Origin of the sequence: Bacillus sp. JJ1127 (genome assembly GCF_036965845.1) — a bacterium.
Lineage (GTDB): Bacteria > Bacillota > Bacilli > Bacillales > Bacillaceae_G > Bacillus_A.
Genome location: NZ_JBALQK010000170.1, coordinates 1 through 15,946, shown reverse-complemented (window position 1 = coordinate 15,946; position 15,946 = coordinate 1). Strand labels below are relative to the sequence as shown.

Below are 15,946 nucleotides of genomic sequence, written 5' to 3'. Positions count from 1 at the left end.
GCATGGCCAGATGCTCTCATCCATCTAAAAAAGAGGTTTTTAAGTTGGTATTTATATAACAACTTAAAGAAAAGACACTCAATAGAGTGTCTATATAAATCCATTTTAATTTTTCGGCATCTAAATTCGCTGCTATGCGGAATACAAAGTAACCTACACTCGTTTGCTCGTTCTGTTTTTACTTTGTATGTGGCAGAAAAAGGCNNAGATGCTCTCTCCCACCTAAAAAAGATGGGTTTTATGTCGGTTTGTTAATTGATGTATATATAAAGTTATCGTAGTTTCTCCTAGAGAAGTTGTTATTGTTTACAAGCCTCGACATCAATGCCCGCAGCAATTAATTTCTTTTCACCTTCTTGTTCAATGATTTTTTGTAATTTTGATAAGAAGGAGTCAAAGTCTGTATGCTTAGCAACTTGAAATGTCATTTTATGTTCAATTGGAAGCCAAGTATCGATATCTGCTTCGTTATGCTGAATCTTTACCTCTAGCTTATCGAGAGCATTTGCAACTTTGGCTTCATATGTTTCTTTCGCTTCAAATTCCATCCATAAATCGTACAATTCTTCACCAAGAGGACCTTCTAGTGTCTGTTTAATGTGTAAAATTGCTTGTTGTTCATTTTCTTGTTTTTTTAATTGTAATTCATGGCTATCCATTGTATCAAAAGCAGGGATATCCCCAGCTTCAGCTTCCACAAGATCATGAATAATAACCATTTTAAGTAGCTTTTCCATGTTTACTTCTTTATCTAAATAAGGCTGAACCAAGACAGCCATTAGTGACATACGCCATGTATGTTCGGCAACGCTTTCTTGACGACCGTTAGAAAGCCAGCTATGTCTCATTTCATATTTCAGTTTTTCTGCTAGTGCAATGACTTGCAAAATATTATGTTCCATATGGATCCTCCTCATATTGCTATATTGTAATTTTAATATAAAAACGAAATGTGTCAATATGTGTCAATTTCATGAGAATATTGCGATAAACGGATAAGGGAAGTATAATGATAAGGGAATGCGAAAACGTATTATTAAAATAAAAAAATATTTCCAAAAAACAAAAAGGAAGGGCAGGAATATGGGAGACGAAAATCAATTGTTAGCTAGACCAAATAAGAAAAAAAGAAAGTTTGATATTTCTAGCCCGTTTGGCATTGTAGTAGGATTCGTCATTGTAATTGCAGCAATCATGCTTGGCGGCGGTGGAATAAAAGGTTTTAAAAATTTCTTGGATATTTCATCTATTTTAATTGTTATAGGAGGAACAGCAGCTACAGTTGTTGTTGCTTATAGATTTGGTGAAATAAAAAAATACACGAAGAGTATTTTTTCTGTATTGAATAGACAAGAAGAAGACTTAGAACAACTAACGGAATTATTTGTAGATTTCTCCAGAAAATCAAAAAAACATGGCCTATTATCGTTAGAGGCGGATGGAGAACAGGTAGATAATCCTTTTATTCAAAAAGGAATTCGCTTAATGCTAAGTGGGTACGATGAAGAGGAATTAAAAGAAATACTAACGAGGGATATTGAAACAGAAGTATATGAGTTGAAAAAAGGTGCGACATTACTAGATAAAATTGGTGATTTTGCACCAGCTTGGGGAATGATCGGGACATTAATTGGTCTAATCATTATGCTTCAAAATTTACAGGATACTTCACAAATTGGTACTGGTATGGCAGTAGCGATGTTAACGACGCTGTATGGATCGGTGATTGCTAATATGATTGCGATTCCGCTTGCTGAAAAAGTATATCGCGGTATTGAAGATATGTATACAGAGAAGAAGTTTATTATAGAGGCGATTTCAGAGCTGTATAGTGGACAAATTCCTTCTAAATTAAAATTAAAGCTGGATACGTATGTATATGAAACGAAAATAAAAAAAGAAAAACGAGCAGCCTAGTTTTTTAGGGGGGGTATGATGATAAAACGACCGCAAAAAGGATCACCGCGCTGGATGACGACCTTTACCGATTTAACGATGTTATTGCTTACTTTTTTTGTATTATTAGTTGCTACGTCAAAACAAGATACAGCGAAATTTTCAAAGATGCTTGAGAAGTTTAGTGATGCAGGGCAAGTGGATGCACAAGTAATGGAAAATACAATACCTGATATTTCTCATGAAAAAAATAGTGAAAAGGTAGCTTCCAAAAAAAGAATGGATGAATTATATAAAAAGTTAAAAAATTATGTAACAGATAATGGAATTGAAGAGGTAAAAGTTTACCGTGAAGATACAGGTGTTAGTATTGTTATTGTAGATAATTTAATATTTGATACAGGAGATGCAAACATTAAACCTGAAGCGAAAGATATTATAAGTGGATTAGCGGGATTTTTTCAATCTGTTCCAAATCCAATTGTCGTAGAAGGTCACACGGATAGTAGACCAATTCATAATGAGAAATTCCCATCAAACTGGGAATTATCTTCAGCTCGTGCTGCAAATATGATTCACCATCTTGTTGAGGTGTATCATATAGATGATAAAAGGTTGGCAGCAGTAGGATATGCGGATACAAAACCAGTAGCACCAAATGATTCACCAGAGAATTGGGCAAAGAATCGTCGTGTTGTTATATATGTAAAAGAATAATATATTTCTATTTTATTAATAAAATAATAAAAATGTAGAAATTCTTTAAAAAAAATGTTAAATTTTCTCGTGTTATTTTGTATAATGGGTGAGAATGATAAGATTAAATATTAAGATATGGTTATACATAGAAGGAGAGAATTAAAAGAATGGCACATAAAATTTTAGTTGTAGATGATGCGATGTTTATGAGAACAATGATTAAAAACTTATTGAAAGGCAACACTGAATTTGAAATTATCGGTGAAGCAGAAAATGGATTAGAAGCAATTCAAAAATTTAAAGAGCTTCAGCCTGATATTGTAACACTAGATATTACAATGCCAGAAATGGATGGATTAGAAGCATTAAAAGAAATTATAAAAATTGATGCGAATGCAAAAGTTGTTATTTGCTCTGCGATGGGACAACAAAGCATGGTACTGGATGCAATTAAGGTTGGTGCGAAAGACTTTATTGTTAAGCCTTTCCAAGCTGATCGTGTTATTGAAGCATTAACAAAGGTAGTAACGAGCTAATTCATATAAAGGGGTGCCACAAAGAATCGAACAATGATATGTATAGAAGTGTGGTACCTCTTTTTCTATTGCTTTTAAAACATTAAATTGTTATACATAAATGAAATGTTTGTGGAGACAGGTAGGGGATTAAAATGCAAACAGATCTATTGAATATATTTTTTGAAGAGGCAGAAGAGCATTTACAATCATTAAATGAAAATGTACTGAATCTAGAACAGAACCCTGAAGACATGGATGTCGTAGGAGAAATCTTCCGTTCAGCACATACATTTAAAGGTATGTCTGCAAGTATGGAATTTAGTGAAATGGCGGATTTAACGCATAAGATGGAAAATGTTCTTGATGAAATTCGTCATGGTAATATGGCAGTAAATGCCGATATTATAGATGTTGTTTTTGAATGTATTGACAATTTGGAGAAAATGGTTGCAGATGTGCAGCAAGGCGGTATGGGAAATATAGATGTTACTGCTACAAAACAAAAACTAGAAGCATTATTAAATGGTGATGCAGTAAGTGCTGTGGAAAACCAAGCTCAAGTTGAGTTAGAGAACGATGAAACAGCTTCTTGCGAAATTCATGTTACTGTGGAACAACAAGCAATCTTAAAAGCAGTGCGAGCAATTATGTGTATTGAAGCATTGCAAAAATTGGGAAGTATAGAAAAAACGGTCCCAAGTATGGAAGAAATTGAGGCGGATACCTTTGGATTTGAATTTACAATTTATATGAATACAGATCAAAGTGAGGAAGAGCTAAAACAAGCTGCACTTCATGTTTCTGAAATTGAAAAAGTAGAAGTAAAGCAAATCCAAAAAGAAAAAACAGCCGCACAAGAGAAGAAAGAAGCTGTTCAGCCTGTAATCAAGCAGAACGTAATGCCTGCTCAATCGGCTTCTAAAGAGGCTCCTTCAAAAGGGAGCGCAAAAGGTAAAAATGCAAAAGTAGAAAACCGCTCTATTCGTGTGCAATTAGAAAAAATCGAGCGATTGATGAACATGTTTGAAGAAAGTGTAATTGAACGTGGTCGTATCGATGAATTAGCAGAGACGATTCAAAATAAAGAATTAATTGAGCATTTAAATCGATTAGGCGATATTTCTAAGGATATTCAAAATGTACTATTAAATATGCGTATGGTGCCGATTGAAACGGTCTTTAATCGCTTCCCGCGTATGGTGCGCATGCTTGCAAAAGATTTAGGGAAAAAAATTGATTTACAAATTACAGGTGAAGATACCGAAGTTGATAAAATTGTTATCGATGAAATTGGAGATCCGCTTGTTCATTTAATTCGTAACGCAATCGATCATGGTATTGAAACAGTTGAAAAGCGCCGTGATGCTGGGAAAAATGAAACAGGTACGATGAAATTAGAAGCGTTTCATAGCGGTAATCATGTTGTAATTCAAATTACGGATGATGGAAACGGCATTCATAAAGGGAAAGTATTAGAAAAAGCCATCAAAAATGGTGTTGTAACCGAAGCGGATGCTAATAAATTAACGGATCGTGAAGTGTTTGAACTTATTTTACAACCTGGTTTTAGTACGGCTGAAGTTGTTTCAGATCTTTCTGGACGCGGTGTTGGATTAGATGTTGTAAAGCATACGATTCATAGTTTAGGCGGACATTTAATTGTTGATTCAGAAGAAGGAAAAGGTAGTACGTTCCGTATTGAGCTTCCTTTAACACTTTCTATTATTCAATCTATGCTTGTGCAAACGAATGAAACGCGTTATGCTTTCCCGCTTGGCAATATTGTAGAGGCGATTCGAATTAAGAAAGAGGACATACAAGCATTAAATGGGAAAGACGTTCTTAATTATCGTGATCAAATTATTGAAGTGAAACATTTAAGTGTTGTTTTTGGTGAGAAAACAGCAGCTGAGGTGTTTGAATCATATGAAGGTCAAATGGTTCCGGTTTTAATCGTTCGTAATACGCATCGAAGCTATGGACTTATTGTAAATACAATTATTGGTCAAAGAGAAATTGTCTTAAAGTCGTTAGGTGACTTTTTTGCAGAGAATGCAAATCATTTCTCTGGTGCGACAATTCTTGGTGACGGACGGGTAGTCCTCATTTTAAACCCAGAAGGTTTATAGTATGAATGAAACTCCCCAGTAGATGGAATTGGGGAGTTTTTAGTTACAAGAATAATAAAGTGTATATTTGCTCATCTATGTTTACAATTTTTATAATAAGTTTGTTAAAATATAACGAGTGTAATAGATAGTCTGTATGATTTTTATGAAAAAATAGAAATGAGGAGGCGGGGAAAATGCCTGAACAACATACAAAAGGAGACACGGGCACAATTGTGCTAGAAAAAGAAAATCAGCCACTTACGTCTCAAGAGTGTGACATTCTTGGAGAGATTGCAAATATATCATTTGGTTCAGCTTCAACTATATTATCAACTATTTTAAATAGGCAAGTAAGTATTACTGCTCCTCATGTAGAGATGGTAGATTTATATGATGCGAGAGAAATTGAAGTTCCACATGTCGTATTAAATATTCATTTTACAAAAGGACTAGATATGGAGAATCTTCTTGTCCTTAAACAAGATGTTGCCTTGGCTATCGCGGATTTAATGATGATGGGAACAGGTGAGGTTGAAGAAGGAAAAGAACCTGGAGAATTAGAACTAAGTGCGGTACAAGAAGCGATGAATCAGATGATGGGGTTTGCGGCAACATCTATGTCAGAGTTCTTCCGAGATACGGTTGATATGTCTCCGCCAACGATTAAGGTTGTAAAGTTAGCAGACGAGATGGAGAAAATCTCTGGTATTGATGGAAACGGTACAATTATTAAAGTGTCATTTGATTTAAAAATAGATGAACTTGTAAACTCTAAACTTGTACAAATCGTGTCAGTTGAAAATGCGAAACAAATGATAAATAAATTGTTGCAGTTATCTGGCGGTGCAGAACCAGCAGAAGTACAAGACGTAGAAGAGACGCAGGAACTAGAAAAAACGGAAGAACAGCCTGTAAAAGAGTACTTAACACAAGAAGAAAAGGATGTACTTGGAGAAATTGCTAATATTTCTATAGGTTCAGCTTCAACTGTATTGTCGACAGTGTTAAATCAACCAGTAAGTATTAGTACACCGAATGTGGAAACGATTAATGTTCGTCATTATGATGATGTGCCGATGCCGTTTGTTATTTTAAACGTTGACTTTGTTGAAGGTTTGAAAAATGAAAATATATTCGTATTTACGAAAGATGTTGCTTTAACGATGGTAGACCTTATGATGATGGGGACTGGCGAAATTGATCCAGAGCAAGAACTTACAGAGCTAGAGTTAAGCGGCATTAAAGAAATTATGAACCAAATGATGGGGCATGCGGCAACTGCAATGTCAGAAATGTTTATGGAGAAAATGGACATTACTCCGCCGGCGGTGAAATTTGTTACATTAAAAGAAGAAATGGAATATTTAGGAGAAGGAACAGATTTGGACGAACTTGTTCAAATTACATTCAATATTGACATTGGGGATCTTGTTCACTCAAAAATGTATCAAATTTTACCGATTCCAGAAGCGAAGGAAATGGCAAGACGTCTTCTTTATCCAGTTGTCGAAGAAGCAGCTGAAGAGGAAGAAATTCGAGTTCCGGTAGTGCAGCCGATTGAGTTTCAAGAAATCAAAGTGAATAATCCATCGTATATGGATACATCCATTCTGCAAAATGTAGAAGTGAATGTGAAATTTGTATTTGGAAGTACGGTCAAAACGATTCAAGACATATTAAGCTTACATGAAAATGACGCAGTTGTTTTGGATGAAGATATTGATGAACCGATTCGAATTTATGTAAATGATGTATTAGTCGCTTACGGTGAACTTGTAAATGTTGATGGCTTTTTCGGTGTGAAAGTTACAAAATCGTTATAAGACATCAAAATAGGAGTTTGAACAAATAGATGAAAAGTATGAGACGTTTTCTCATTGGCTGGATGGTATTACATCTACTTATATTGTTCCCTATGCAGAGTAAAGCGGAAGAAGATGTAGTACAAAATAATGATATAGGTAAAATGGATCAACAAGATGATCGAAATCAGCAAGGAAATGAACGAGAGACAGACCAAAAAGAAGAGAAAGAACAAAAAAAAGAAAATGAACAGCAGCATGAGCAAAATGTAGAAACGGAGTTAGGTGTAGTTACGGTTAGTAAACAACAGGCTATACCTGGAGAAAAGGTTCGAATTGCAGTAGAGCCGAAAGAACAAAATATTCAAAGTATAAAAGGCTCATTGCAATTGCAAAAAAATGATAGCCAGTATGATCAAAAAAGACCGCTATCTTTTGCGTACGAAGATGAAACGAAGCAATGGGTTGCATATTATACGGTTGGACCATACGATTTAGAAGGTGATTGGCATCTTCAGCTCATGCAAAGTCGTAAAGAAGCTGGAAAAGAAGAATTAGAAGAGCGAGAAGAAAAAGTTCCACTTGTTCATATTAAAAATGAAACACCGACTTTGGATAAAGAACTACCGAAGCTTGAGCAAATAATCATTGATGGAGCGAAAGATGGAGTGGTGGAGCGAAAGATTGGTGATTCGCTCCATATTCGTGTGAAAGCATCAGATGCAGAATCAGCAGTGAAAGAAGTGCGCGTTGTATTAAAAGGGAAAGAGAACAGCAGCGAGATTACTTTTTTACTAGATTACAATAAGCGTGAAATGGATTGGCGCAAAACGTGTGAAGTAACAGAGGCGTTGCAAGCGGGTACATATCGCCTTAGTATTGAAATCGTTGATGCTGCAGGGAATCAATTCGTCCAAGAAAGTGAATATGTGATATCGGTAAGAGGACAACAGGCAAAAGAAAATGAACAGCAAGAAGAATCGATTCAAGCAAATAAACAAGAAGAGCAGCATATAAAGCAAGATCAAGTGCTGAAGAAAGAAGAAAAGATGGCCGAGGTTATAGGTGTACCTAAGAAGCAAGAGGAACCAACTCATTCTCAACAAGAAGCGACGAAAGTACATAAGAAGACAACAGATGAAAAGAACGATAAAGCCGCTTCAAAAAAACAAGAGCAAGTAGAGAGTCAAAAAGAGAAAAAGCAGCCGAAAAATAAACAAGGTATTGAGGCTTCAGATGTATTTGCCGTTATATCTGGATTGTTCGTATTATTCTTTGTCTTAAAAAATAATAAAGAGTGGGGCTAAAAAGAACGATATTACACTGTGGTATTTGAAAAGGGAGGCGTAAAATGGACATCAAACGCATTGCAATTGAAAATAAGACGTTAGAGCCATTAAAACAGCCTGCTGCTATTTCTGAACAAGAAGTGCAGAAAGAACAAAAGCAAAGTAATGTTGCGTTTACGACTCAATCTCAAATCATTACAAAAAATAATGAAATCGGAATTTTACTTGCCAGCCTTGCAGATGGGAAAGCGCTAAAAGAAGTTCTCACAAAGGAGATGGACACAGTATTACAGCTGTTTTCGAAGCTTCATACCCTTTCAAAAGAAGGGCGACAATCAGAGCCAATCTATGAACAAATTGTAAGAAGTATAGAGGTTCTTATCAAACAAGCGCATGTGAAAGGAATTCCTTTACTAGATGGAACATATGACTTCGCTGAAGTACCGATGTCGTTTGGGAGAAAAGTATTAATCCCATTACTGGATGTAAGCGGGCTTGTTTCTAGGGCAGAACAGGATTCTTCACAAGGAAATATAAACATGGTTGTTGGCGTGATTACAGCCTATATCACAAAGCTCTCGAGTGAAGCTATTTTGATAAATGGTACGCATATCGTTCCGAAAGACCGCGATGCAAGTGTATGGCGAGCGCTAGCTGAAATGAATATGACGCAGTTATCTCAGCAATTGAAAGAAGTCGTGCAGGAGCATAAGTGGTCTATGACTATTTGCTTTTTACTCATATGGATCATTTGTATCGTTCTGATTCGATGGTAATGGCAATTATATAAGAAAAGGGTCGCTGTTCTATACAAGAAGGCGACCCTTTTCTTATAGGCTATATTTTCTCATAAAAGAATGTATCGAAGCGCTGAAGATTATAGCGTTCCGGAGTTAAGATTTGCTCGGTGCTACCGACAAATAATACGCCGCCTTTTCGTAAAGAACGGCTGAATTTTTCATAAAGCTTACTTCTTGCTTCTTCTGTAAAATAAATCATGACGTTACGACAAATAATTAAATCGTAATTTGTATCAAAGGATTGTGTTAATAAATCATGCTGTTTAAATGTCACTTGCTGTTTAATACTTCGGCTTAGTGTATATGTATCGTTTTCTTTTGCGAAATGACGTTTTTTAATGGTGTCAGGTAATTCTTTTAGTGATCGTTCCGCATATCGTCCTTGCTTTGCTTTTTCTAAAATATGAAAATCAAGATCTGTTGCCTGAATTTCAAAGCGAAACGCTGGTAATCGATCTGATAAGATTAATGAGAGGGTATATGGTTCCTCTCCAGCTGCGCATGCAGCACTCCATGCTTTTAGTTTACCATTATTTTGTTCTAATAGTTTTGGGAGAACTTTTGTTTCTAACGTTTGCCAGCGTTCTTTATTACGGAAAAATTCCGATACATTGATCGTAATGTAATCAATAAAGCTTGTAAATAATTCCTGGTTATTTCGTAAAGTATTCAGGAAGTTGGCGTAATTTTCAAAACCTTTTCGGGAAATGAAAGAATCAATTCTTCTACGCATCCTATCTTGTTTATATAAAGAAATATCCATATTAAATTGCTGTTTAAAACTCGCTATAAAATAATCATAGTTCGGTTCAGTTGTCATAGTTATATAGGCACAATATTTTGTATTGTGCCTCCCCCTTTTACATCGTGCGAATTTTTTGTTCAAAGCTTTTTTGCATTTGTTCTACATGTGAGCCCGGTAAATCATAAATAACGGCATCAATTCCAGCGTCTTTGGCGATATCGACAGGAATAACAGAAGTATGTTTATCGCCGTTATAAAAACAGAGAACTAAATTGCTGTTTTCGACAATTTGTTTGACAAAAAACATATATTCTGATCGATAAATTGAATCGTATGGGTGATCGAAAGCGATATACTGAGCCCCATGCGCTTGTAAATAATCGATAGCCTCTTGAAACTCGTCTGTTAGCAAATGCAATGGTTGTAATGTATACAGGCATAAATTTTGTGCAAGTCTTTCATTTTCAACAAAGAAACGAAGGACTTCATTTTCAATAGATTTGTAACATAATATGTAAATTTTATGTTTGTTAGCATAGTCTGATAAAAAATTTTTGATTTCTTCTCGATCTAATGCTGTTAATTGATTTGAACCACAAAGAAAGATATTCATAGATTTGTGCCACCTCATGATAAATTGTAACATATCTTCTGCAAAAAATAACTGCAAAATATCGTGATACAGAGTATAATTATAAATAACTGGATTTTACGATTAAGTGAAGAAAGAAATAAAAAAATAAATAGGTGATATGTATGCTACGTTCTATCTCGCATAATCCAATTTTATCGCATATACCGCCTGCTACGCAAACGCCGAAAGAAGCGATTTCAAGAAGTGGTCTTGTTTTTTCGGATAATTTGCACGCAGAGGACAAGAATGATAAATTGCTAGAACAAATGGAGACATTTGTTGATAATATTGGAGAAATTAAAGAAAAAATTGAATTAGAGTTAACGCTGGACAATGTGATGGAATACAAAAATACAGTAAAATCATTTTTGAATTTCTATGTTGATCATGTACTGCAGTACAAAGATGTAATGTCGCGTCATCCGAGGTATGGATACTCGCAAAAAATGACAATTGTGAAACAAGCTGAAATGGGTTTAAATGATTTAGAAGATGTTATGAATTTAATTAATACAAAAACAGGTCATTTAGAAATGTTAAATCAAATCGGCGAAATTCACGGTTTAATAGTTAACCTAGTATTGTAAAAAGGAGGGAAGTTATATGTACATACAATTATATGAGAAACTTGTTCTCATCCAAAAGGCATATGAAAATATTAGTGTGCTTGGAGAACAAATGTATGAGAATTTACAACAAAAAAATGTGAGTGAAGTACAAAAGTTACAAGTAGAGCAAATGCAGTATATAGACGGTGTCAAACAGCTGACAACTGCTTTTCAAGAAATGATTGAGCAGTTTTGTAAGGAAAATGGCATCGAACCATATCGTATGCAATCATTATTTTCGTATTTTTCGGAAGAAGAAATTGAAAGAATAAAAGAATTACAAAAAACATTAACAACGCTAGAAGAAAATGTAAAAATGATGCTTTTGAAAAATCAATATTACTTAAACGTACTATTAAAAATTACAGAAGGTATTGTGGATTCTGTTTCTGAATACAATCTGGAAAGGAATCATAATTCGCAAATCTTTATAAATGAGTTATTGTAAAGGAGAAGTGAAAAATCATGAGGTTATCTGACTATAATAGACCGCTATCTGGTTTGTTAGCAGCACAACTAGGTTTGAAAACAACGCAACAAAACCTTTCTAACATTCATACACCAGGATATGTGCGCCAAATGGTGAATTACGGATCGATTGGATCAAGTAGAGGTGATACACCAGAGCAAAGAATTGGCAACGGTGTTCAAACATTGAGCATAGATCGTGTTACGGATGAAGTGAAAACAAAGCAATATAATGAGCAATTCTCTCAGCTTTCTTATTATTCTTATATGAATTCTACTTTAGGACGAGTAGAGTCAATGATAGGAACAACTGGGCCCAACTCGTTATCGAGTTTAATGGATGGTTTCTTTAATTCATTTCGTGAAGTAGCGAAAAATCCAGAACAACCGAATTACTATGATACGTTAATTGCTGGAACAAATAAATTTACGAATCAAGTAAATCGCCTCGCAAAAAACTTAGATACGGCAGAAACACAAACAGCAGAAGATATTGAAGGTCATGTAAATGAGTTTAACCGCCTTGCTACTAATTTAGCAGAAGCGAATAAAAAGATTGGACAGGCAGGCTCGCCCGTACCGAATCAGCTCTTAGATGAGCGGGATCGTATTATCACGGACATGTCTCAATATGCCAACATAGAAGTTTCTTACGAATCAATGCATCCTAATATTGCGAGTGTTAGAATAAGTGGCTCGTTAACAGTGAGTGGACAAGATACATACCCACTTCAGCTGAAAAAGGATCAGGAACCATATAAAGTCCAAATCTCTGGAAAAGATATTTCGTTACAGGGCGGTTCCATTTCTGCTGCAATTGATACGAAAGCAAAGATTGCTGACTATAAGAAAGACTTCCAGGAATTAATGATTGCTGTTAAGGACCAAGTGAACACTGTTATGAAGAAAGACTTCTTTATCGGAGATCATGCACGAAATATTCAATTAAACCCTGACTTCATAAAAGACATTTCAAAAATGAAAATTTCTGCCGATACTGCAAACCAACTTGCAAGAGTTACAGATCAACCATATAAGAACGGACTTTCTTATAAGCAAACATTAGATAAATTTCTTGTTGGGGTAGCATCTGATAAAAACGCCGCTAGCGCATTTAAAGACATTCATGGAGACTTATTACAAGGTATTGAACAAGAAAAAATGAGTATAGAAGGCGTCAATATGGAAGAAGAAATGGTCAATTTAATGGCATTCCAAAAGTATTTTGTAGCGAATTCAAAGGCAATTACGACGATTAATGAAGTATTTGATAGCCTATTTTCAATTATTCGATAAAGTGAAGCTAGTTAATTCATAAAGAATTAAAATATATAAAGAGGGTGATTTTATGAGAGTATCCACATTTCAAAATGCAAACTGGGCTAAAAACCAAATGATGGGCTTAAATGTTCAACAGCAATACCATCGTAATCAAGTAACTTCTGGTAAGAAAAATCTTCTAATGAGTGAAGATCCACTTGCAGCAAGTAAATCGTTTGCAATAGCGCACTCATTAGAGGATATTACACAAATGCAAAAAGATATAACAGATTCGAAAAATATATTAACGCAAACAGAAACTGCATTACAAGGCATTTCTACATCCTTAAAAAGAGCGAACCAATTAACACTTCAAGCGTTAAATGAGACGAATGGTCCAAACGAACTGCGAGCAATTGGAGCAGAAGTTGATCAAATCTTAAAACAAGTCGTGTACTTAGCAAATACAAAAGAACAAGGGCGTTACATTTTTGGCGGAGATAGTGTTGCGCAGTCTCCATTTCAAGAAAATGGAACGTACCAAGGCGGGCAAAATGATGTAATTTGGCAATTAAACGACGGTTATGAATTTAAGGCATTCCGCAACGGAAAAGAGGTATTATCTCCGGCCATTGAAACATTGATGAAGATGAGAGATGCGTTGCAGAACGGTGATCAACAAGCGTTACGACCATTATCAGATGAAAATAAACAAAATCTAGATAAGGTGCTGGATCGTATAACAGAAGTTGGTTCAACAATGAACACAATGGATACATTTAAAACAATCTTAAGTGAACAGAATTTAGCACTGCAAGAAAACCGCAAAGAAATTGAAGATGTCGATTTAGCGGTAGCTATTTCTGATTTAGCTTATATAAATGCCACGTATGAAGCAACATTAAAGGCTGTTAGTACGATGAGCAAAACGAGTATTTTAGATTATATGTAAATAGAATAAGGAGTGGAAAAAAATGTCAGGAACATCAATTTCTAATATTGGGGATAGACAACAGATTTGGAATCTTGGTAATACTCTTATTGATACGAAAAATTTTGTGGATTTAGAGCTATCAGCGTTAGAGATGAGAAAAACACCTTATAATAACGAGAAGAATAAACTTTCACAAGATAAATTATTATATACAAGTTTAAAATCAGAATTTAGTTCATTTACACAAACATTTAAAAACTTAGCTGCTTTTAAAGGGAATGAGAAGAAGGTAACGACGTCACAAGACGGTTATATCAATGTAAAAGCAGATGGTGGTGCAATTGCGGGGACGTTTAACATGACAATTACGCAATTGGCTCAGCGTCATCAAATTGCTTCGAATCCAATTAATCTAGAGGATAAATTAAATGTAAATGATACGCTCAAAATTGGTAAGGATAAGGAACTAAAAGTAACAGCTGATATGACTTATAAAGATTTAATTAATCGGATTAATGATGGAAACTATGGTGTATCTGCGTATACGCTTGGCGGAAAAATCTTTATGTCTTCCACAAAAGAAGGGGAAGCAAACAAAATTGATTTACATGATGGGACATCAGATTTATTTAAAAGGATGTTTTACTCAGAAAAGAATGGTACAAGCGTCTTAAACACAATCAATGAAGCGCAGGATGCAAAATATACCATTAATGGTATTGGAGGAACGAGCGCTAGTAACACAGTCGAGGCACTTCCAGGTATGAAAATTGAGTTGCTGAAAGTGACAGCTGCAGAAACGAATCCAGTAGAGCTAAAATTTACAGTAGATGATTCAAACGTAACAGATGCAGCTAACCTCATCAAAAAAATGGTAGCGGATTATAATAAAGCTGTTTCAACAGTAGATGTCTTTGCTGGGAAAGGCGGAGCTTTTCAAGGGCAATCGATTATGCAAAGTATTCGTCAAGTGATGGGCAATGTTGCAACATTTTCGCAAGATGGAAACTATTTATTTACGTACGGTATTCAAATGAAATCAGATGGAACAATGGAAGTAAATGATGAGAAATTAACGAAAGCGTTGAAAGAAAATCCAGACGCAGCGAAACAATTCTTTTTTAGTTCTAAAGGTTTAGGAAAAATGATGGAAGAGCCGCTTGATAAAATTTTCGGTGATAAAGGTATAATTGGAAACCAAGTGGGGAATATTGACAAACGCGTAAGTGATCTGGATAGAAAAATCAATGATATTGATATGCAAAATCAACAAAAACAAGCTGACATTGTTAAGAAATATCAACAGTTAGAGACTACATTAGCAGCACTTGATAGCCAGTTAAAAACAATTAAAGCAATGACAAAACAAAAAAGTGATGATTAATGAAGGTTGAGGAAGTGAAAGTATGCAAGCATGGCAACGTTATATGCAAAATGATATTATGACGAGTAATCCGATAAAAAATACAATCTTTATTTATGAAAGATGTATCGTTGAGTTTCGTAAATTAGAAGAATTACTGACTACTTTTCAGTTGCAAGAAGGAGATGCGCTTCTTGAAAAGCTAGATCGTATTTTTGAAGAGCTAAAACTACAATTAAATCCAGAAATTACGAAAGATTTATATGATAGCTTGTTTGGCTTATACGATTGGATTAGTGTGCAAATTCAATCGATGAAACTAACACGCCAAGCAACAGCTATTGATGCAATTGAAAAAGTATTACAAGATTTAATAGATGGTTACCGCGGAGTGTTGGAAAATGAACAATGATATCTATCAAGCATTTGTTGGTTGTTTTAATGAAATAGGTGAACTTGCGGCATCTGAGAAAGAATTTGCGGAAAAGAGTGAAATGTTAAATCGCTGGATGATGACATTAGATGATGAAGAGCGAGCAAAAGTTGCAGAAAAAATCAGTCCATTCATTATAAAAGCTGCTCGGCATATTCGAGAGAAACAAAAGATATTAGAAGAAATGATTATATCGAACGATGGGCGTATGAAAGCAAATTCATTTTACGGTAAATATTAATCTATTATAATAACTCGTTGGGTGGTTATTGTAAGTATATGAAGAAGTGATTTTGTATAAGCTGAAAGCAGGGATTTACCTATTCAACTTGTAAGGGAATCCCCTGCTTTCAAACTATATATACATCAAAAACCCCTCTTTTTAG

General features: G+C 35.0%; 17 protein-coding genes. 14 read left to right on the top strand and 3 right to left on the bottom strand.

Annotation, left to right across the window (positions count from 1 at the left end; translation table 11 throughout):
• Window positions 1-299 precede the first annotated feature (299 nt).
• On the bottom strand, window positions 300-902 hold the full coding sequence (locus V7183_RS16970; protein ID WP_335360255.1) for an HD domain-containing protein: 603 nt from the start codon (window positions 900-902) through the stop codon (window positions 300-302).
• A 181-nt stretch (window positions 903-1,083) separates the two neighbouring features.
• Between V7183_RS16970 and V7183_RS16965 the strand changes: the two genes are divergently transcribed.
• The 7 genes from V7183_RS16965 to V7183_RS16935 all read left to right on the top strand — a co-directional run bounded on the left by V7183_RS16965 (window position 1,084) and on the right by V7183_RS16935 (window position 9,091).
• Entirely contained in the window at window positions 1,084-1,917 is an 834-nt protein-coding gene (locus V7183_RS16965) for a MotA/TolQ/ExbB proton channel family protein (protein WP_097896282.1), read from the top strand.
• 18 nt (window positions 1,918-1,935) lie between these two features.
• Complete coding sequence (locus tag V7183_RS16960) at window positions 1,936-2,613, top strand: OmpA family protein (protein WP_097896280.1); 678 nt, start codon at window positions 1,936-1,938, stop codon at window positions 2,611-2,613.
• A gap of 149 nt (window positions 2,614-2,762) precedes the next feature.
• Window positions 2,763-3,131, top strand: a complete 369-nt coding sequence (locus tag V7183_RS16955; protein ID WP_335360254.1) for a response regulator — start codon at window positions 2,763-2,765, stop codon at window positions 3,129-3,131.
• A 134-nt stretch (window positions 3,132-3,265) separates the two neighbouring features.
• Entirely contained in the window at window positions 3,266-5,242 is a 1,977-nt protein-coding gene (locus V7183_RS16950) for a chemotaxis protein CheA (protein WP_335360253.1), read from the top strand.
• A gap of 176 nt (window positions 5,243-5,418) precedes the next feature.
• Complete coding sequence (locus V7183_RS16945; protein ID WP_335360252.1) at window positions 5,419-7,047, top strand: flagellar motor switch protein; 1,629 nt, start codon at window positions 5,419-5,421, stop codon at window positions 7,045-7,047.
• A 29-nt stretch (window positions 7,048-7,076) separates the two neighbouring features.
• Complete coding sequence (locus V7183_RS16940; RefSeq protein WP_335360251.1) at window positions 7,077-8,333, top strand: transglycosylase; 1,257 nt, start codon at window positions 7,077-7,079, stop codon at window positions 8,331-8,333.
• A 44-nt stretch (window positions 8,334-8,377) separates the two neighbouring features.
• On the top strand, window positions 8,378-9,091 hold the full coding sequence (locus V7183_RS16935) for a hypothetical protein (RefSeq protein WP_335360250.1): 714 nt from the start codon (window positions 8,378-8,380) through the stop codon (window positions 9,089-9,091).
• Window positions 9,092-9,152: 61 nt separating this feature from the next.
• Here the strand turns inward: V7183_RS16935 and V7183_RS16930 are convergent, their stop codons facing one another.
• Window positions 9,153-9,935 (bottom strand): CheR family methyltransferase, encoded by a 783-nt coding sequence (locus tag V7183_RS16930; protein ID WP_335360249.1) that lies wholly within the window; start codon window positions 9,933-9,935, stop codon window positions 9,153-9,155.
• Between the two features lie 40 nt (window positions 9,936-9,975).
• Window positions 9,976-10,473, bottom strand: coding sequence for a flagellar motor switch protein FliG (locus V7183_RS16925; RefSeq protein ID WP_097896266.1), 498 nt, complete (start codon window positions 10,471-10,473; stop codon window positions 9,976-9,978).
• 143 nt (window positions 10,474-10,616) lie between these two features.
• Here V7183_RS16925 and V7183_RS16920 point away from each other — a divergent pair, with 143 nt between their 5' ends.
• From V7183_RS16920 to V7183_RS16890, 7 genes are read left to right on the top strand one after another with little or no spacing between them, the layout of a single operon-like run.
• Window positions 10,617-11,081 (top strand): YaaR family protein, encoded by a 465-nt coding sequence (locus V7183_RS16920; protein ID WP_335360248.1) that lies wholly within the window; start codon window positions 10,617-10,619, stop codon window positions 11,079-11,081.
• A gap of 16 nt (window positions 11,082-11,097) precedes the next feature.
• A complete protein-coding gene (locus V7183_RS16915; protein ID WP_335360247.1) occupies window positions 11,098-11,550 on the top strand; it encodes a flagellar export chaperone FlgN in 453 nt (150 codons plus the stop codon).
• 17 nt (window positions 11,551-11,567) lie between these two features.
• Window positions 11,568-12,866, top strand: coding sequence for a flagellar hook-associated protein FlgK (flgK, locus tag V7183_RS16910; protein WP_335360246.1), 1,299 nt, complete (start codon window positions 11,568-11,570; stop codon window positions 12,864-12,866).
• Window positions 12,867-12,918: 52 nt separating this feature from the next.
• Entirely contained in the window at window positions 12,919-13,782 is an 864-nt protein-coding gene (locus V7183_RS16905) for a flagellar hook-associated protein 3 (protein ID WP_097896258.1), read from the top strand.
• A 22-nt stretch (window positions 13,783-13,804) separates the two neighbouring features.
• Window positions 13,805-15,148, top strand: a complete 1,344-nt coding sequence (locus tag V7183_RS16900) for a flagellar hook-associated protein 2 (protein WP_335360245.1) — start codon at window positions 13,805-13,807, stop codon at window positions 15,146-15,148.
• A 22-nt stretch (window positions 15,149-15,170) separates the two neighbouring features.
• Window positions 15,171-15,539 (top strand): flagellar export chaperone FliS, encoded by a 369-nt coding sequence (gene fliS, locus V7183_RS16895; RefSeq protein WP_097896253.1) that lies wholly within the window; start codon window positions 15,171-15,173, stop codon window positions 15,537-15,539.
• Window positions 15,529-15,801: a flagellar biosynthesis protein FlgG gene (locus V7183_RS16890; protein ID WP_335360244.1), complete on the top strand. Its 273-nt coding sequence runs from the start codon at window positions 15,529-15,531 to the stop codon at window positions 15,799-15,801. The genes fliS and V7183_RS16890 overlap by 11 nt, the downstream gene beginning before the upstream one ends.
• The last annotated feature ends 145 nt before the right edge of the window (window positions 15,802-15,946 follow it).